The following is an 18,901-nucleotide window of genomic DNA, read 5'->3' on the forward strand; positions in this document are numbered from 1 at the left end:
TGTGTGAACCGTTAAGGTCGACGCCACGTCCGCCCACTACGCTGCAGCATCTCGTCTGCAGAGCGTGGACCCCACGTGCCCGCCGGGTAGTCGTCTGGGCGTCCGTGCAGAGCCCAGTGCTCGAGGATCGGATCGAGAATACGCCAGCACTGTTCCACCTCTTGGTTGGTAGGAAACAGGCTCGCTTCGTCAAGGAGTACATCCAAGATAAGGCGTTCGTAAGCCTCTGGGGATTCTTCTGTGAAGGCCTCGGAGTAGGAGAAGTCCATGTTCACGTCACGGACTTCCATTTCGGACCCAGGCACCTTGGAACCAAAGCGCATCAACACGCCTTCATCCGGCTGTACGCGAATGACCAGCATGTTGTTGCCCTGGGCGGTGGTCTGTCCGGGGCCGAACGGCAGGTGAGGTGCTTCTTTGAATACCAGCGCGATCTCCGTGACACGGCGCCCCAAGCGCTTGCCGGTACGCAGGTAGAAGGGCACGCCACCCCAACGGCGTGAGGAGATCTCGAACGTGGCAGCTGCGTAGGTTTCGGTGGTGGATTCCGGATCGAATCCTTCCTCCTGACGCAGGCCCACCACGTGCTGAGAACCCTGCCAACCGCTGGTGTACTGGCCGCGGGCGGTGGACTTGGAGAAAGGCCCCACGGGGTGGGTCGCTCGGAGCACTTTGAGCTTTTCAGACTGCAGCTCGGTAGGGCTAAACTCCACCGGCTCTTCCATAGCCACCAATGCCAGTAGTTGCAGCAGGTGGTTTTGCATCACGTCGCGTGCGGCGCCAATGCCGTCGTAGTAGCCGGCGCGTCCGCCCAACCCAATGTCTTCTGCCATCGTGATCTGCACGTGGTCGATGTAGTGGCTATTAAACAGCGGATCGAACAACTGGTTGGCAAAGCGCAGCGCCAAGATGTTCTGCACTGTTTCCTTGCCTAGGTAGTGGTCTATGCGGAAAACGCTGGACTCGGGGAATACGCTGTTGACGATTTCGTTGAGCTCGCGGGCGGAGCGTTCGTCGTGCCCGAAGGGCTTTTCGATGACCACGCGGCGCCATCCACCTGATTCGTTGCCATCGGCTAGGCCACTGCGTTCCAACTGGTTACAGACGTTGGTGAAGTGCTCGGGAGGCACAGACAGGTAGTACGCCCAGTTCCCTGCGGTACCACGGGTTTCGTCGATCTCGCGGGTCTTGGCCGCGAGATCATCGAAGGCCTCGTCAGTGACGAAATCGCCCTTGACGAAAAAGATGCCTTCCGCCAGACGCTCCCATACTTCTTCGCGCCAGTGGGTACGAGCGCGCTCCTGGACGGCCGTCTTGACCTGGGCCTCGAACTCTTCCTTGGTCCAATCGCGGCGTCCGTAGCCAACCATGCTGAAGCCAGCGGGGAGCAAACCTCGATTGGCGAGGTCATAGACGGCAGGAAGGAGCTTTTTGCGCGCCAAGTCGCCGGTCACTCCAAAGATCACGAGGCCGGAAGGACCTGCAATGCGGGGGAGACGCTTATCGAATTCGTCACGCAGGGGGTTGTGCCACTGCTCGGGATCCGGAGTTAACATGCCGATAACTATATTACTTATTCAGCTGGAGACTAATCGTCTGCAGCAGCTCGTCCCACGAGTCCACGAACTTTTGCACACCTTCGTCTTCGAGGACTTCCCACACGTCGCACAGATCGATGCCGATCTCATCAAGATCGTGGAAAATCTGCTGGGCACTGTCCACGTTCGGTGCCAATGCATCGTCGTGGACTTCGCCGTGATCGATGGTCGCATCCAAGGTGTCTTCAGGCATCGTGTTGACAGTGTTGGGTCCGGCCAACTCGGTCACGTACATGGTGTCTGGGTAGTCCGGGTTCTTCACCGAGGTCGACGCCCACAGCGGGCGCTGAATACGTCCTCCCTTGTCTTCAAGCGTCTTCCATTCCGGGTTTTTCACCAGGATGTCTTGGAAAGCTGCATAGGCCATCCGTGCATTGGCGATACCGGCCTTGCCCTTGAGCTGGTTGGCTGCATCGCTGCCAATCGTGTCCAGGCGCTTGTCGATTTCAGAGTCCACGCGGGACACGAAGAAGCTGGCCACGGAGTGGATCTTGGAGATGTCATGTCCATTGCTCTCTGCCAGCTTGATTCCGTCGACGAACGCCTGCATAACTTGGCGGTAACGTGCCACGGAGAAGATCAGAGTGACGTTCACGCTAATTCCGGCACTAAGCACATCGGTGATGGCTGGAAGGCATTCTTCCGAGGCGGGAATCTTCACCATGAGGTTGTCGCGCTCAACCGCTCCGGCAAGGTCCTTGGCCTGGGCAACAGTAGCCTCGCGGTCACTTGCTAGACGTGGATCGACTTCCAATGACACGCGACCGTCCTTGCCATCGGTGGCGTTGAAGATAGGCGCGAAGACATCACAGGCTGCGCGCACGTCGTCAATGGCCATGGCAAACACTGCGGAACTGGCTGGAACCTTCTGTTCGGACAGTTCACTGATCTGCGCGTCATAGGCAGTGCCTTGGGACATCGCCTTGGCGAAGATCGCTGGGTTGGTAGTCACTCCCACCACGCCCTTGTTCTCAATGACGTCGGCGAGGTTGCCGGACTCAATCCGATTGCGAGACAGGTCATCCAGCCAAACAGACGTTCCCACCTGTTCCAGATCGCTCACCGGCTGGGGAGGGGTGAGGGCTTCGGGCTGCGGAATGCGTGGTGACACTGGAGTATTCATGCTGACCTTTCACGACGGGGGCTAACGTTCGATGGTAATGAAAAACCCTCCGCCTCGACAGGGAGGGGAGGGTTACACAGCGTCAGTCACGCTGCGGTTAGGCCTCGCGGGATTCCCTCGCTGCTGCAACTACAGCGTCTGCGGTGATACCGAACTCCCTGAACAATGTCTGGTAGTCAGCGGAAGCACCGTAATGCTCCAAGGACACGTTCCGGCCCTTGGTGCCGGTGAAGCGGAACCACGGCATGGCGATACCGGCCTCCACGGACACGCGGACAGTGACTTCTGGAGGAAGCACGGAATCGATGTATGCCTGATCCTGCTCGAGGAACCATTCCATACATGGAACGGAGACCACGCGAGTTGGGATGGACTCACCTTCGAGAGTCTCAGCGGCTTCTACGGCCAGCTGCACCTCGGAGCCGGTCGCCAGAAGGATCACCTCCGGCGTGCCGGAGGATGCCTCGCGCAAGATGTAGGCACCGCGTGCCACACCTTCGGCCGCCTTATCCTTGGTTCCCTCCAGCACAGGTACGTTCTGGCGAGTCAACACCAGGGCCTTCGGTGACTCAGGAGCCTTCAGCGCCTGCACCCAACCGGCAGCGGTTTCATTCGCATCCGCCGGACGGATGACGTACAGGTGAGGGATCGCTCGCAGGGCAGCGAGGTGCTCAACAGGCTGGTGGGTCGGGCCATCTTCGCCCAGACCAATCGAGTCGTGGGTCCACACGTGGTAGACGTCGGACTTCATCAACGCGCCCAAACGAACCGCACCGCGGGCGTAATCGGAAAACTGCAGGAACGTCGCGCCGTAGGGGCGTGTTGGTCCGTGCAAGGCGATGCCGTTGAGGATCGCTGCCATCGCGTGCTCGCGAATGCCGAAGTGCAGGTTGCGGCCGCCGGGCTCGGCGGTGAACTTGCGGGTGGTGATGGCCTCAGGGCCGAAGGATGAGGAACCTTTGATGATGGTGTTGGTGGAGCCGGCGAGATCGGCGGAGCCACCCCACAGCTCAGGCATAGCTGCACCCAAGGCCTGCAAGCTGGCCTCGGAGGCCTTCCGGGTGGCGATGGACTCGCCAGCTTCCCACGTAGGCATGTCCGCAGTGAGATCAGCAGGCAGCTCGCGAGCGAAAAGACGATCAAAGAGCTGCTTGTTCTCTGGGTTTGCCTCAGCCCACTTGTCAAACTGCTCATTCCAATCAGCGTGTGCATCAGACCCGCGCTGCTGCAGCTCGCGGGTGTGGTTGATGACGTTGTCCTCAACAGGGAATGGCTGGTCTGTGAAGCCCAGCTCCTGCTTGATCTCGCTGATCTCCTCGGCACCCAGCGCCGCTCCGTGGGATGCACCCGTGTTCATGGCGTTCGGTGCAGGGTAGGCGATCACAGAGCGCAGGCGGATGAACGTGGGGCGAGAGGTTTCGGCCTGCGCCTTCTCCACGGCATCGAGAATGCCCTCTACATCCTCGCCGGTCACCTCGAGGGTCTGCCAACCGTACGCCTCGTAGCGCTTCACCACGTCCTCATTAAAGGCGATGGTGGTCTCGTCCTCGATGGAGATGCCGTTGTCATCCCAGAAGACGATGAGGTTGCCCAACTGCTGGGTGCCGGCGATGGAGCTAGCCTCGCCCGTCACACCTTCCTGCATATCGCCATCGGAAGCGATGACGTAGATGTAGTGATCGAAAGGGGACTGACCTTCAGCAGCGTTTGGGTCGAACAGTGCGCGCTCGCGGCGAGAAGCCATCGCCATGCCCACCGCAGAAGCTAGTCCCTGTCCCAGTGGCCCGGTGGTGATCTCCACGCCGTCGGTGTGGTGCACCTCAGGGTGGCCAGGGGTCTTAGAACCCCACGTGCGCAGAGCCTGCAGGTCTTCCACCTCGAGGCCAAAACCACCCAAGTACAGCTGGATGTACTGCGTCAGGGAAGAGTGTCCGGCGGAAAGGACGAAGCGATCGCGTCCCACCCAGTGCGGATCACGTGGGTCGTGGCGCAGAACGCGCTGGTACAAGGTGTAAGCCAAAGGCGCCAGGCTCATTGCGGTGCCTGGGTGGCCGGATCCGCACCGCTCCACGGCATCTGCAGCCAGCACGCGGGTGAGGTCGACAGCACGAGTGTCCGTCTCGGTCCAATCTTCGGGGTAATTGCGTACGGTGAGGGCTGCAAGTTCAGGGGAGAGAGTCACTGAATTCGCCTTTCTGCAGACACAGTCAAGAGTCCGTCAAGTTGTGGAAAACGCTGTTACTCCAACTATTTTAGAGTCTCTTAAGCTTCATCGTGGCCAACGGTGGCCTGTTTCTTGTCTCGCTTGTCCTCGGGTAGCGTAGATAGGACGATTGAGCAGGTTGCGCAAAGTGGAGAAAAGTGAGGCGAGACGCTCGGTGAATAGGTTCGCTGACACAGTCAAGGCATACGTTGCTTTGACGAAACCTAGGGTCATTGAATTGCTCCTAGTCGCGGCAATCCCGACGATGCTTCAGGCCGAACGAGGCGAAGTGAACTTCGGGCTCATCCTGCTCACCCTAGTGGGTGGCTGGATGGGCGCAGCATCCGCAAACACCTTCAACATGGTGGCGGATTATGACATTGACCAGAAGATGCGCCGCACCAGGCGCCGTCCGTTGGCCAAGGAATCCGTGTCCTTACGCAGCGCGACCATCTTTGGCTGGGTGTTGATGATCGCCAGTTTCCTCTGGCTGTGGCTGCTGGCGCATTCCTTGCTCGCAGGCTTTTTCATCCTGTTGACCATCTGGTTCTACGTTTACGTGTACACCAAGTGGCTGAAGCGCCGGACCTGGCAGAACGTTATTTGGGGCGGCGCTGCAGGCTGCATGCCAGTTGCTGTTGGCTGGGCCGTGATCACGGATAACAACGGTGGTGCACTGTCTGCTGGTTGGCATTCCTGGGCACAGGCGCTGATCTTATTCATGATCGTGTTCTTCTGGACTCCGCCGCACACCTGGGCTCTGGGCATGCGTTACCGCGAGGATTACGAGGCCGCGGGCGTACCAATGATGCCCGTCGTCAAGCCACCCCTCGAGGTCACCCGCCAGATCCTGCTTTACACCTGGGCCACAGTGATCACCTCGCTGCTGTTGGTACCCGCCGCCAGCTGGATTTACGCGGCAGCTGCCGTGGCCAGCGGTTTGTGGTTCATCATCATGGCCACGCGCCTGCACAGCGGCGTGACGAAGGGCACCCCGGTCAAGCCGATGCAGTTGTTCTTCCTGTCCAACAACTACTTGTCGGTTCTCTTCGTTGCCCTTTCTGTCGACGCCGTGCTTGGCTGGGACAACTTCTTTACCATCGTTTCTGGTTCTTTATAGCCAAGGAGGGCTGCACAGTGCGGCCCATCACGAAAGCCCCTTCCACCCGGAATATTCTTTGCCCGGGAGAAGGGGCTTCGTAGTTGAGTCACTGGCTAGCGCAGAGTCACTGAGAACCTAGCTGTTGGCGTGATAATCGACGCGATTGAGGAGCTTGGCGTCGGCAAATGGAGAGCCTGTATGCGCCGCATCGCCGCCCAGAAGACGACTACGCTGCGCCCACAACAACCCGGTCACCAAAGTGGTCAGGCCGGAACCGAGGACGTGGACGGGAACCGTCCAGGTGGGCACGCCCAGCCAGTACTGGACGATGCCAATCGCACCCTGCAGCACGATGGCGCCCACGAGCCACACGGCGGTGACCTTGAGGTTGCGCCCCACTTGGAGGGCGAAAAGACCCGCCAGCAGGCCCACAGTGATACCCAAGTAGAGGTACATGCCATGGGCGTGAATTTGCGCAATCTCTATCAGCGGGAACTGAAAACGGTGCTCGGGGAGGATGGCCTCGTCGCCGGCATGCGGGCCGGCGCCCGTGACCAACGTGCCCGTGATCAGAACCAACGCAAGTGCGACTGCAGAACCGTGAGCCAGTGCGGTTAGAGGGCCAGGCATCAGTGCTACGCGCTCACCGTCATCGGGCTCACCAATGCGAACCACAAGGACAGCCGCGAAGAACACCAACAGCATGGACGGCAGGAAGTGCAGCGCCACGACCCACCACGTCAGGTCCATCCGCACGGAGATGCCACCGATGACCGCCTGAGCGATGATGCCCAAGCCCTGCACAAAGGCCATGTTGAGGATGGAAAGCCTGCGCGCGGCGCGAAGCACCGCGATGAAGGCCACCAGTGCTGCGATGATCAGCACAAAGGTCAGCATTCGGTTGCCGAACTCGATGGCTTGGTGAATCCACGGGGCGGCACCAGCAGTGGGGAACAGGGAGCCCGGGTGGCACTCGGGCCACGTGTTGCACCCCAAGCCGGAGCCCGTCACGCGAACCAGGGAACCGGTGAATGTGATGCCGGTTTGGCAGATCAACAAGATGATGGCCAGGATCCGCTGGGTGCGGACCGTCGGAATTTTCACGGGGCGCGGAAACCCAAACGAGTTATCCAGATCGTGGAGCCGAGCATAAAAGCGATCGAGCCCCCGTGCCAGCGGGTTTTCCTGAAGTTGCGCGCGTTCTCGCATAGTTTGAACCACGCTTCCTAGCCTATCGCCGATGCTGGCTGGCACCCAATTCCCCATTCAGGGGAAATCTGGGGAGGTAGCGAATGCGCTAACCCGGCTGGGCTTTTTCGCTATCAGTATGAGCGAGACAAGTGGGCGTGAAGATTAGTCAGTGTCCATGGTGAAGCTGAACAGCTTGAACGTCAGGCCGATTCCCACCACAGACCAGACCAGCAAAATGAGCACGGAAATCACGTCAAAGCGTCCCTCATTGAGCGCTGCGGAGAAGCCATCGGTCAAAGCAACAGACGGAATGATCTTCATCAGTTGGGAAGCGGAATCGCTGAGACCATCAGCCATAGTGGTAAATACAGCCGCGCCAAGGAAGATGAACCAGATGGTGTTCGCCAGCGCCAACACCATCTCAGAGCTCAGTGTTCCGCCCAGCAGCAACCCGAAACTAGTGAATGCTGCCACTCCGCATACGCCCACCACCACGGCAAAAACGATGCCGGTCAGGTCTGGACGCCACCCCAAAAGAGCGGCCACCACACTGAGGATCACCACTTGCACGGAGACCACAACAGCAACCGCGCACACCTTTCCGCCGATCAAGGCCCAGGTAGGGACACCGGAAGCGCCAATGCGCTTCAACGCACCATATCGGCGATCAAAAGCCACAGCGATTGCCTGGCCAGTAAACGAAGCACCCATCAGCGCAATGGCCAGCGTCATCGGATAGACAGCCTGCACGTTGCGATCTTGAATCAAACCCGGCAGCACAGACAGGCCGACGAGCATCACCAAGGGAATCACCAGGGACAGCAATTGCTGCTCGCCGTGACGCAGAAACAAAATGGATTCCATCGTGGCCTGAGCCTGCAGAATTTTGGCGGGCTTGGCAGGCCGCGAATCTGGGGTGAAGGTGCCCGGCTCAAAGCGGCTAGGTACGGATGTAGATTGGCTCATTAGCGGATCTCCCGTCCCGTAATGAAGAGGAAAATATCTTCCAAACTTTGCTTGTTCACATTGAGATCCCGGATCAGCACGTCCTGTTCTGCCACAGCAGCGGCGATTTCTGCCACGCCACGAGGGGTTACCTCCGCCACTTCAATGCGCACGGTAGTGGGGTCCCCCTCCTCCGTAGACACTGCGAAACCAGGAAGGCGTGGCGAGAGCTTGTTCGTCAGCTGTTGAGCATCCACGGGTGAATCCGTCTGCAGAATCACCTGGTGTAATTCCGCGCCGCCTTGTCCAGCACTGCTGGTCAGCTCCGCAGGAGTTCCCTGCGCCACCACGGTTCCGCGATCCACGATGACCACCCGGTCCGCCAGAGCCTCTGCCTCATCCATCAGGTGTGTGGTCAGTACTACGGTCACGCCATCCCTTCGCAGCGAGCGCACCAGATCCCAGACCACCAGTCGCGACTGGGCATCCAGACCTGCCGTGGGTTCGTCGAGGAAAATCAGTTCTGGCCGTCCGACAAGAGCGCAGGCCAGGGAGAGACGTTGTTGTTGGCCGCCGGACAGGCGGCGGTACGGGGTCTTGATGTACGACGCCATGCCCACCGTCTCTAACAGCCAATCCACGTCCAAAGGATTGTCTGAATACGCGGCCACGAGGCGGAGCATCTCTCCGACACGAACTCCCGGGTAGGCTCCGCCACCCTGGAGCATCACGCCAATGCGGCCGCGAACCTCATCAGTGTGAACACAAGGGTCTAAACCGAAAACGCGGACGCTGCCTGCGTCGGGAGATAAGAAACCTTCGCACAATTCCACGGTGGTGGTCTTACCCGCGCCGTTGGGCCCAAGGAGTGCCAAGACCTCGCCGCGATTGACGTGGAGATCCAGGCCATCGACGGCGGTTTCCTCACCAAATCGCTTGACCACGGAATGCAAGCTCAGGACCAGTGCGGAATCCTCCGCGCTGCTTCGCGTGTTCTTGTGGGAGCTGTCATCGGTCACGGTGAATCACCTTACCGCGTTGCCTTTACGACGTTTCAATGCCCGTAGTTGGGTGCCTTCCCAGTATTGTCCTGTTTTCAGCGCAGCAGATAGTTCCGGGTTGGCCCTGCTGATAATCCAGGCTAGGAGAGCGACCGCGGCGAAAATGCCCACGAACATGGCGTAGATATAAAACACGGTTCCCGGTGGCAGGCTCAAACCCTTGGGCAAGATAAAAAAGCTAAACGCCACGGAGTATCCGGAGACCAACCATATAAAGAAATCCCTATTGGCCCAGGCTGCGAGCGGGAAGATCGCCCAAAGCAGGTACCAAGGGTGGACTACGGGGAAGAAGATAACTAGGCAGAACATCGACACGCCGAGCCCGCCCGTGGGGTGAATGCGGCTCTTGAACGTGGCCCACAGCATGCGGCTCACCCACGCCAGGCCCACCACAATGCCCAGCGCTCGGAACACGGACAGGGCAACTGCCTGGTGGTCGCCCAAGCCCAGCAACATGCCGAGTAGCGCCGAGGCCAAGCCAGTGACCGTAGATACGGACATCCACGAAACGATTTCCGCAGCACCACCCTGGGAGAGCACCCATCCGAAACCTACGCCGGTGAGCAAGGACAAAAGCACCGAAACGCTCACGGCAATCAGCGCAGAAAGTACCGCGGCCTTCAGCAGATCGATGATGGTTGCCCCCAACCAGAGGGCGATGGCCACACCGGCGAAGCCTAGGGCGAGGAATGCCGTGACCTTAATGAGCCCCGCACACGTGATGACCGACAGACCTGCCAGGATCAGTATCCACCTGCTCAGGGCGGGGCGGGGCAGCTCATCCACTCCGCGCAGCACAAGTTCCAAGCCGGCGAGCATGAGGCCCAGCATGAGCGCTTCATTATGGATTCCGCCCACGAGGTGCAGGATCGCCAGGGGATTGAGAATGCCCAGCCACATGGCTGTTTGGGGCGCGACGCGGCAGCGCTTAGCCAAGCGCACGAGAGCCCAGCTGGCAAGCGCCAGCCCGAGCACTGCCACGGTTCGGTGAAGCAACACTGCCCAAAGAATCTGGTCCTGAGTAATCCAGGAAATAACCGCGCTGTATCCCATGGCGATCGGACCATAAGGCGAAGGGGAGTGGCTCCACATCAAAGGCACGGAGCGTGCGAGGGGATCTTGTGCACCCAGCAGATCCACGGGACCTGCCGAATAAGGATCCCATCCGCGCGCGCTGATGGAGCCCTGTGCCAGGTAAGAGTAAATATCCTGGGTGAACAGGGGAGCCGTGAAGATCAACGGCAATACCCACAGAGCAAAGGTGCGCCACAGCACTCGCAGCGGAATCAGCTCCGCGGCCCGCGTCGAAGTCTCTACGCAGAACCTGGCGAGAAGTATCCAGGCAATAACCAGCATCGCAATTCCGAAGAACACCAACACGGTGGAGGAGTGCAACATGCGGTTCAGAAACACCACCATGCCGATTTTCCACCCGAGGTTTTCTACGACAGGCCAGGCGCCGGCGCCCCAACCGCCCACGGCAATCATGAGGGAACCGACGGTGCCGAGGATCATGGCGATGCGCAATCGCAGCTGGTGCGCGGAGCCCACCGGCCACGAAGATCCCTGGTACGGAAAAGACGAGCCGCTGGGCCGGTCCTCGTGCAACTGCGCCGAGCGCGAACCTGCTTGACCCACGTGAGGGAGCTGCGATTTCAGTGCGCGCAGCGGATGGATGGAGCGCGCTGCTGCCCGAGACCGATTCGATGCCATGAATGAGGAGTCTACTTCGTGAGAAGACAAAGAGTCCCTAGCGACTTAAACGAGCCCGGCAATCACGGGCGAATTCTTAGGAAAATGCGCCGGAGGGAAAGGCTACCCTTAGTGGACACATGGAATTATTTACGTAACATTCATGTTGTCTAATCATGAGCGGGCAACGGTTCCGACAGTGTGGGACTTTCGGGTGAAACCTTAAAAGGTCAACCCCACGAAAGTAGCACAGTGTTTCGAGCGTTCCTTCTCGCCGTCTTGACGAAACAGTAGAGAAACGAGGTGTCAGTCCAGTGAGCGATCACGATACTCGGCACCGCATTATGCTCCACGTTCTTCGCCACGGACCGATTAGTGCCACGGACATTGCCGAGGAATTTGGCCTTACTGCAGCCGGCGTGCGGCGCCATCTCGATAACATCGTGGCTGATGGCCACGCGGAAATCGTGACGGTGTCTCGTTCTGGCCAGCGCGGTCGTCCCGCCAAAATGTTCCGCCTGACCGACGCCGGCCGTAGGCACTTCGGCCATGATTACGACACCCTGGCGCTTTTGGCGCTCCGGGCCCTCAAACAGACCGGTGGAGAAGCTGCGGTAGAAAACTTTGCCGCACAGCGTATCCATCAGTTGCTCGAGGACTTGGACGTTGACCAAGTGCGCCAGCTCGAGACGAACGACAGTGGGGACGCAACGTCTTCCACTGCCACTACGCGAGCTGAATCTTCAGACGAAGAAGACGATGTCGTGGGCAAGGCTCGCGCCATCGCTGACGCACTCACTGACCGTGGCTACGCCGCGACGGTGGATAACTCAGCCGGTGGCGTGCAGATTTGTCGCCATCATTGTCCGATCCAGGATGTCGCGCAAGAGTTCCCTGAACTGTGCGCGGCGGAACACCGGGTGGTTGCGGAACTACTCGGGCAACATACTCAGCCGCTGGCAACTATCGCTGACGGCAACGGTATCTGCACCACCCACATTCCGCTGACAACCATTCACCCTTCCCCGACGAAGGAAAGATAGGAAATGACTCAAGCAGCACAGCAACCGCAGACAGATGAAGAGATCATCAACTCAATCGGAGCCTATGGCTACGGTTGGCACGATTCCGACAGCGCTGGCGCATCCGCACGACGCGGCCTGAACGAGGACGTTGTACGGGATATTTCCGCCAAGAAGAACGAGCCAGAGTGGATGCTCAACCGTCGCCTCAAGGCGCTCGGGATCTTCGACAAGAAGCCAATGCCAACGTGGGGCGCAGACCTCTCCGGTATTGACTTCGACAACATCAAGTACTTCGTGCGCTCCACCGAGCAGCAGGCCGCTTCCTGGGAGGATCTCCCTGAGGAAATCCGAAACACCTACGACAAGCTGGGCATCCCCGAGGCGGAGCGTCAGCGCTTGGTCGCAGGTGTGGCCGCACAGTACGAGTCCGAGGTGGTCTACCACCAGATTCGCGAGGATCTGGAGAGCCAGGGTGTCATCTTCGTGGACACCGATACCGGCTTGCGTGAGTACCCAGAGCTGTTCGAGGAGTACTTCGGCTCGGTCATTCCAGCAGGCGATAACAAGTTCTCCGCACTGAACACCTCTGTGTGGTCCGGTGGCTCCTTCATCTACGTGCCCAAGGGCGTGCACGTAGACATCCCACTGCAGGCTTACTTCCGCATCAACACGGAAAACATGGGTCAGTTTGAGCGCACCCTGATCATCGTCGACGAAGATGCCTACGTGCACTACGTCGAGGGTTGTACCGCACCGATCTACAAGACTGACTCCCTGCACTCCGCAGTGGTGGAGATTGTGGTCAAGAAGGGCGGCCGTTGCCGCTACACGACCATCCAGAACTGGTCTAACAACGTTTACAACCTGGTTACCAAGCGCACCAAGTGTGAAGAAGGCGCCACGATGGAGTGGGTCGATGGCAACATCGGCTCCAAGGTCACCATGAAGTACCCAGCTGTCTGGATGACCGGCCCCTACGCCAAGGGCGAGGTCCTCTCCGTAGCATTCGCTGGCGAGGGACAGTTCCAGGACACCGGCGCCAAGATGGTGCACATGGCTCCGCACACCTCCTCCAACATCGTGTCCAAGTCTGTGGCACGCTCCGGCGGACGTGCTGCATACCGCGGTCTGGTGCAGGTCAACAAGGACGCACACCACTCCGCATCCAACGTGGAATGCGACGCCTTGCTGGTCGATTCCATCTCCCGTTCGGACACATACCCATACAACGACATCCGCAATGACCACGTGACCCTGGGTCACGAGGCCACGGTGTCTCAGGTCTCCGAGGATCAGCTGTTCTACCTCATGTCTCGCGGCATCGAGGAAGACGAGGCCATGGCGATGATCGTGCGTGGATTCGTAGAGCCCATCGCCAAGGAGCTCCCAATGGAGTACGCCCTGGAACTGAACCGACTGATTGAACTGCAGATGGAAGGATCGGTGGGTTAAGACCTATGACCACCCCACTTACTGAAACAGAAGCCACGATTAACCCGGTCAAGGCTGGTACTGAGCACCAGACCAAGGGCGATCGTTTCTCCTCTTTCGACGTCAACGACTTCTCCGTGCCACGCGGCAAGGACGAAGACTGGCGGTTCACTCCTCTGCGCCGCCTGCGTGGCTTACACGACGGAACCGCAGCGGAGGGCCAGCGCGCCCAGGTATCCGTGGATCTTCGAGATTCCGGCGCTACCTACTCCGAGCTGGAGCCCACGGACGAGCGCGTGGGTCGCGCTGGTGCTCCGGTGGACCGCGCCGCTGCACAGGCGTGGACCAACACGAACGTGGCGGACTACGTCCACATTGAAAAGGACGCAGTGCTGGACAAGCCGGTGACGGTCACCGTCACCGGTGCAGGCGAGGACAAGGTGTCCTACGGAACGCTGGTCATTGAGTTGGACACCCACGCAGAAGCAGTGGTGATCGTTCGCTACGAAGGCTCTGGCGCACACTCGGACAACATCGAGTTTGTCGTCGGCGATGGGGCAAAACTGACCACCGTGGTGATGGAGGATTGGGCACGCGATGGCGTGCACCTGTCCAACTCCCACATCCAGGTGGGTCGCGATGCAACCGTGCGCCACTACTACGCGGCCTTCGGTGGCGAAATTGCTCGCTCCGTGCCTCACGTGCGCTACACCGCACCAGGTGGAGACGCCGAACTGCTGGGACTGTACTTCGCCGATGCCGGCCAGTACTTCGAGCAGCGCCTGCTAGTGGACCACTCCATCAAGAACTGCCGCTCCAACGTGCTCTACAAGGGCGCGCTGCAGGGTGAGCCTTCCAAGGGTCACGAGTCCCGCGACGCACGCACCTCGTGGATCGGCGACGTCCTGATCCGCCCGGAGGCAACCGGCACGGACACCTACGAGAAGAACAACAACCTGCTGCTTACCGAAGGTGCACGCGCAGATTCCGTTCCTAACCTCGAGATCCAGACTGGTGAGATTGTCGGCGCCGGCCACGCAGCCACTGTGGGCCGTTTCGACGACGAGCAGATGTTCTACATGCAGTCCCGCGGCATCCCCGCCGCAGCTGCCAGAATGCTCATCGTCCGCGGCTTCTTCACCGACGTGATCAAGCGCATCCCGCTGGAATCCATCCGCGAGACGCTGGAAGAAAAGGTGGAGCGCGAGCTGGAGAACACGGTTCTCTAACCACTTCATGCTCGCGGCTCACCCCGCGCACTAACCCTTTTTCACCACTTACAGACTCACAAGGAAAGTCCTACTAACTATGAGCACTCTGGAAATCAAGAACCTGCACGCACAGGTTGTCCCAGCCGATGAGAACGAGGCTCCAAAGCCCATCCTGCACGGCGTGAACCTGACCATTAACTCCGGCGAGACCCACGCCATCATGGGCCCTAACGGTTCCGGCAAGTCCACCTTGTCTTATGCCATCGCTGGCCACCCACGCTACGAAATCACCGAGGGCGAGGTGCTGCTGGACGGCGTGAACCTGCTGGACATGGAAGTTGACGAGCGCGCTCGCGCTGGCCTGTTCCTGGCCATGCAGTACCCCACCGAGGTGCCTGGCGTATCCATGGCTAACTTCCTGCGCTCCGCGGCATCCGCCGTGCGTGGCGAGGCTCCCAAGATCCGCGAGTGGGTCAAGGAAGCCCGCGGTGCGATGGAAGAGCTGTCCATCGACCCATCCTTCTCCGAGCGTTCCGTCAACGAAGGCTTCTCCGGTGGCGAGAAGAAGCGCCACGAGGTGCTGCAGCTGGGTCTGCTCAAGCCTAAGTTCGCCGTGCTCGACGAGACGGACTCCGGCCTGGACGTGGATGCCCTGCGCATCGTGTCCGACGGCATCAACCGCTACAAGGAGCGCGAGAACGGTGGCGTGCTGATGATCACCCACTACCAGCGCATCCTGAACTACGTGAAGCCAGACCAGGTGCACGTTTTCTCCAACGGCCGCATCGTAAAGTCCGGCGGCCCAGAGCTGGCAGAAGAGCTGGAGAAGTCCGGCTACGAGCAGTTCGCCTAAGCTGCCCGAAAATCCACGACAGAAAGAAGTCACAGTTATGAGCACATCATTGGACACAGCCGAAGTCAGGAAAGATTTCCCTATCCTGTCCCGCACCGTCCGTGATGGCCGCCCGCTCGTCTACCTAGACTCCGGTGCGACCTCACAGCGCCCGGTGCAGGTATTGGATGCGGAACGCGACTTCTTGATCACCCACAATGCCCCAGTACACCGCGGGGCATACGAAATCGCTGAAGGGGCCACGGACGCCTACGAGGATGCCCGAGAGGACATCGCAGCGTTCGTCGGCGCGGAAGATCATGAGATCGCGTTCACCAAGAACGCCACCGAAGCCCTGAACGAGGTGGCCTACATCTTGGGCGATCCTCGTTCCGGCGAGTTCACGGTCACTGCCGGCGATGAGATCGTCATCTCAGAGCTGGAGCACCATGCAAATCTGGTGCCGTGGCAGGAGCTGGCGCAGCGCACGGGCGCAACCCTGCGTTGGTACTCCGTAACCGAGGACGGTCGCATTGATCTGGACAGCTTGGATCTGAACGAGAACACCAAGGTCGTGGCCTTGACTCATCAGTCCAACGTGACCGGTGCGGTTCTCGATGTGGATGAGGCCGTGCGCCGCGCGCGTGCCGTGGGTGCCCTTTTTGTTCTCGACGCCTGCCAGTCCGTTCCCCACATGCCCGTAGATTTCCACGCTCTCGATGTGGACTTCGCAGCATTTTCCGGCCACAAGATGTTGGGTCCCAACGGCGTGGGCGTGCTCTACGGCAAGGGGTCCATCCTGAAGACCTTGCCACCGTTTTTGACCGGTGGCTCCATGGTGGAAAAGGTGACGATGGAAAAGACCACGTTCACCGAAGCTCCACAGCGATTCGAAGCCGGAACCCAGATGACCAGCCAGGTCGTGGGGTTGGCCGCAGCGGTGCGTTACTTGCGCGAGCTGGGCATGGACAACGTCAAGGCGCATGAAAATGAGCTGACCGCCTACGCCCTGGAAAAGATCACTGCGATTGAGGGACTGCGATTGGTGGGCCCTGCAGAAGCCGTGGATCGCGGTGCGTCGATAAGCTTCGTGGTGGAAGGCATTCACCCGCACGATCTGGGCCAGGTGCTGGACGATCGTGGCGTGTGCATCCGCGTGGGGCACCACTGCGCATGGCCTGTGCACACCTGCATGGGCGTGCAGGCCACCGCGCGCGCCAGCTTTTATATCTACAACACCCGCGAGGAAGTAGATGCCCTGGCGGAGGCGATCGTGCACGCACAGAAGTTCTTCGGAACCGTAGAAGACTAAGACGATAGGCGAGTAGGCAACAGTCATGAAGCTGGAATCGATGTACCAGGAAGTCATCCTGGATCACTACAAGCACCCGCAGCACGCGGGGTTGCGTGATCCGTTTAACGCCGAGGTACACCACGTCAACACCTCGTGTGGCGATGAACTCACGCTGCGCGTCACGCTCAGCGATGACCTCAAGACCGTTCAGGATGTCTCTTATGACGCCACTGGATGTTCCATCAGCCAGGCGTCGACCTCGGTGATGGCGGAAGAGTTGGTGGGCAAGCCCGTCGACGAAGCGTTTGCCAAGCTGGCCGAGTTCGAGCGCATGGTCACCTCGCGCGGCAAGGTCGAAGGTGATGACGAGATCATTGGAGACGGCATCGCATTCGCCGGTGTGTCCAAGTACCCGGCACGCGTGAAGTGCGCGCTGCTGGGGTGGAAGGCATTTGAGGCCGCAGCCTACGATGCCGGCGCACAGCCCGCCAAGCAAGACTAGAAATTCCTCACCACAGCAGAAGAAACGAGTGAAACAATGACTGAACCGAACAGCAACCCTTCCGCACCGCAGATGGATCCCAACCCGATCAACGAGGTTCCGCAGCCTCCTGCTGAGCAGACTCAGGAGCAGCTGGAAATGTCCGGCAAGATCGAGGACTGCATGATGGACGTCATCGACCCTGAGCTGGGCATCAACGTGGTGGATCTCGGCTTGGTCTATGACACGTGGGTGGAGGATTCCACCGCCGTGGTGAACATGACTCTGACCTCGCCTGCGTGTCCTTTGACGGACATGATCGAGGATCAGGCCAATGCTGCCGTGGTGGGCACGCTGCAGGAGATCTCCGAGCTGCGTATCAACTGGGTATGGACTCCTGCCTGGGGCCCACAGATGATCAACGAGGAAGGCCGCGAGCAGCTGCGTTACTTGGGCTTCTCCGTCTAACTCAACCTATTTACCTGCAGCGACCCGGATCATGTGTCCGGGTCGTTTCCATATCGGTTGTAGGAACGGGTGGTTAAATCCCGTGAATCCGCGCAGTGCCCACATTGTCGCGGCCACGGCGAGGCCGTCGTGCCCGGTGAGGTAGGTCAGTTGCCGTTGGGCGCCGAGTTGGAAGAACGCATCGAAGAAGTCGCGCAGCGTGGTGTGGCTGGCCTGGCTGATGAGTTCTGCCCCTATCCGACGCAATGCTCGCGCAAGTTCCGCATTAGCCCGCCGAGCCACCCGGTGCGCATTCCTGCGGGATAGCCGAGCCTTCCGCGGCTGATGCGTGCCTTCCTGGCTGGCGTGATCCTCCGCGATGCGATCAAGTAGCTGGTCTACCTGGTTCAACGCGGCGCCCACCGAGTAGCCCGTGGCGGGATTGATAAGGCCTGCTGCTGCGCCGAAATAGTAGCGCTGGCCTGGTGGGCACGCGTCCATGGGACTCGCGCCCGCCTTCCGCGTGCCCATGGGGATGACCACCACTTCGCGGTGGAATTCCCCGCGCTGGAATTGCTCGCGCAAAACCTTGCGCCACTCGGGCGCTTCCGCATCGAGACGTGCCTCCAGCCGCTGCGTGAGCTCATCGATGAGCTGACGCGGCGATGTCCGGGTGGCTAGGACCGTCTCCTCACACAAGATTCCCTCGTCCGTGGGTTGGATGTACAGGAAACTCGGGGGAGAGGGCGTGGGTTGTTGCCAATCCATAAAGGTGGCGAGGTTGGCGTCGGAAAAAAGATGACGGGGGAGCACATAACCCACCGCTACCTGCCAGAACACGCCGGTATCTGTGGGCGCTCCGGTGCAATCGATGACCACGCGATGCGGCGATCCGGTTGCGCTAGGCACGGTCCCGCGGCGAATCTTCGCAGTGCTCACCTCCACCTCGCGGCGTAGAGAATCCTTGTTCAGCATCGCGTAGGAATAGGCCAGCGGGCGCTCGCGATGCGTCACGGTGCGGGGCACGTAGGCGGGGGAGAAGAACCTTTGCCCCCACTCGGGCACCTCGGCCATCAGCGCCCCATACGTCGCGGGCCAGCGCGGTAATCTGCCCTCGATCCGCACGCGAGGGTCCCAAGCCGTAACGTCCCACCCGCGTTCGGCGGCCCGAAGAGCAACGATGGCGCCGGCCGGACCCAGGCCAGCGATGTGCAGCACAACCATCTGACCGCTCCCGTTCCTCGACCCGGCTTAAGCAGGCACGA

At 60.0% G+C, this 18,901-nt stretch carries 16 protein-coding genes; 8 read left to right on the top strand and 8 right to left on the bottom strand.

What is annotated here, in order from left to right; all coding sequences use genetic code 11:
• Positions 1–11 precede the first annotated feature (11 nt).
• From zwf to tkt, 3 genes are all read right to left on the bottom strand, one after another.
• Entirely contained in the window at positions 12–1,556 is a 1,545-nt protein-coding gene (gene zwf, locus IM764_RS07140; protein ID WP_099298720.1) for a glucose-6-phosphate dehydrogenase, read from the bottom strand.
• Between the two features lie 13 nt (positions 1,557–1,569).
• Positions 1,570–2,721 carry a transaldolase gene (gene tal / locus IM764_RS07145; RefSeq protein ID WP_194187407.1) on the bottom strand — a complete coding sequence of 384 codons (1,152 nt, stop codon included), beginning with the start codon at positions 2,719–2,721 and terminating at the stop codon, positions 1,570–1,572.
• A 97-nt stretch (positions 2,722–2,818) separates the two neighbouring features.
• Positions 2,819–4,903 (bottom strand): transketolase, encoded by a 2,085-nt coding sequence (gene tkt, locus IM764_RS07150; protein ID WP_194187408.1) that lies wholly within the window; start codon positions 4,901–4,903, stop codon positions 2,819–2,821.
• Between the two features lie 169 nt (positions 4,904–5,072).
• Between tkt and IM764_RS07155 the strand changes: the two genes are divergently transcribed.
• Positions 5,073–6,044, top strand: coding sequence for a heme o synthase (locus tag IM764_RS07155; protein ID WP_194187409.1), 972 nt, complete (start codon positions 5,073–5,075; stop codon positions 6,042–6,044).
• 117 nt (positions 6,045–6,161) lie between these two features.
• Here IM764_RS07155 and IM764_RS07160 read toward each other — a convergent pair whose 3' ends face one another.
• From IM764_RS07160 to mptB, 4 genes are all read right to left on the bottom strand, one after another.
• The gene (locus IM764_RS07160; protein WP_194187459.1) at positions 6,162–7,235 is read right to left on the bottom strand and encodes a heme A synthase; all 1,074 of its coding nucleotides are present in this window, start codon (positions 7,233–7,235) and stop codon (positions 6,162–6,164) included.
• A gap of 144 nt (positions 7,236–7,379) precedes the next feature.
• Positions 7,380–8,183, bottom strand: coding sequence for an ABC transporter permease (locus IM764_RS07165; RefSeq protein ID WP_099298725.1), 804 nt, complete (start codon positions 8,181–8,183; stop codon positions 7,380–7,382).
• On the bottom strand, positions 8,183–9,181 hold the full coding sequence (locus IM764_RS07170; RefSeq protein ID WP_370551566.1) for an ABC transporter ATP-binding protein: 999 nt from the start codon (positions 9,179–9,181) through the stop codon (positions 8,183–8,185). The genes IM764_RS07165 and IM764_RS07170 overlap by 1 nt, the downstream gene beginning before the upstream one ends.
• 6 nt (positions 9,182–9,187) lie before the next feature.
• Entirely contained in the window at positions 9,188–10,936 is a 1,749-nt protein-coding gene (mptB, locus tag IM764_RS07175) for a polyprenol phosphomannose-dependent alpha 1,6 mannosyltransferase MptB (RefSeq protein WP_194187410.1), read from the bottom strand.
• Between the two features lie 323 nt (positions 10,937–11,259).
• Between mptB and IM764_RS07180 the strand changes: the two genes are divergently transcribed.
• The 7 genes from IM764_RS07180 (at position 11,260) to IM764_RS07210 (ending at position 17,657) form a co-directional block, all read left to right on the top strand.
• Positions 11,260–11,958: a metalloregulator ArsR/SmtB family transcription factor gene (locus tag IM764_RS07180; RefSeq protein WP_099298844.1), complete on the top strand. Its 699-nt coding sequence runs from the start codon at positions 11,260–11,262 to the stop codon at positions 11,956–11,958.
• Positions 11,959–11,961: 3 nt separating this feature from the next.
• The gene (sufB, locus tag IM764_RS07185) at positions 11,962–13,392 is read left to right on the top strand and encodes a Fe-S cluster assembly protein SufB (protein ID WP_099298726.1); all 1,431 of its coding nucleotides are present in this window, start codon (positions 11,962–11,964) and stop codon (positions 13,390–13,392) included.
• Between the two features lie 5 nt (positions 13,393–13,397).
• Positions 13,398–14,600: a Fe-S cluster assembly protein SufD gene (gene sufD, locus IM764_RS07190; RefSeq protein WP_194187411.1), complete on the top strand. Its 1,203-nt coding sequence runs from the start codon at positions 13,398–13,400 to the stop codon at positions 14,598–14,600.
• A 79-nt stretch (positions 14,601–14,679) separates the two neighbouring features.
• The gene (sufC, locus tag IM764_RS07195) at positions 14,680–15,435 is read left to right on the top strand and encodes a Fe-S cluster assembly ATPase SufC (protein WP_099298728.1); all 756 of its coding nucleotides are present in this window, start codon (positions 14,680–14,682) and stop codon (positions 15,433–15,435) included.
• A 37-nt stretch (positions 15,436–15,472) separates the two neighbouring features.
• The gene (locus IM764_RS07200) at positions 15,473–16,726 is read left to right on the top strand and encodes a cysteine desulfurase (RefSeq protein WP_194187412.1); all 1,254 of its coding nucleotides are present in this window, start codon (positions 15,473–15,475) and stop codon (positions 16,724–16,726) included.
• Positions 16,727–16,751: 25 nt separating this feature from the next.
• Complete coding sequence (sufU, locus tag IM764_RS07205; RefSeq protein ID WP_099298730.1) at positions 16,752–17,210, top strand: Fe-S cluster assembly sulfur transfer protein SufU; 459 nt, start codon at positions 16,752–16,754, stop codon at positions 17,208–17,210.
• Between the two features lie 36 nt (positions 17,211–17,246).
• Positions 17,247–17,657 carry a metal-sulfur cluster assembly factor gene (locus IM764_RS07210; RefSeq protein WP_099298731.1) on the top strand — a complete coding sequence of 137 codons (411 nt, stop codon included), beginning with the start codon at positions 17,247–17,249 and terminating at the stop codon, positions 17,655–17,657.
• 6 nt (positions 17,658–17,663) lie between these two features.
• On the opposite strand, the gene IM764_RS07215 is transcribed toward IM764_RS07210, so the two are convergent.
• Positions 17,664–18,860, bottom strand: coding sequence for a lycopene cyclase family protein (locus IM764_RS07215; protein WP_194187413.1), 1,197 nt, complete (start codon positions 18,858–18,860; stop codon positions 17,664–17,666).
• Positions 18,861–18,901: the final 41 nt, after the last annotated feature.

The organism is Corynebacterium sp. ED61, assembly GCF_015233855.1.
Taxonomy (GTDB): domain Bacteria; phylum Actinomycetota; class Actinomycetes; order Mycobacteriales; family Mycobacteriaceae; genus Corynebacterium; species Corynebacterium dentalis.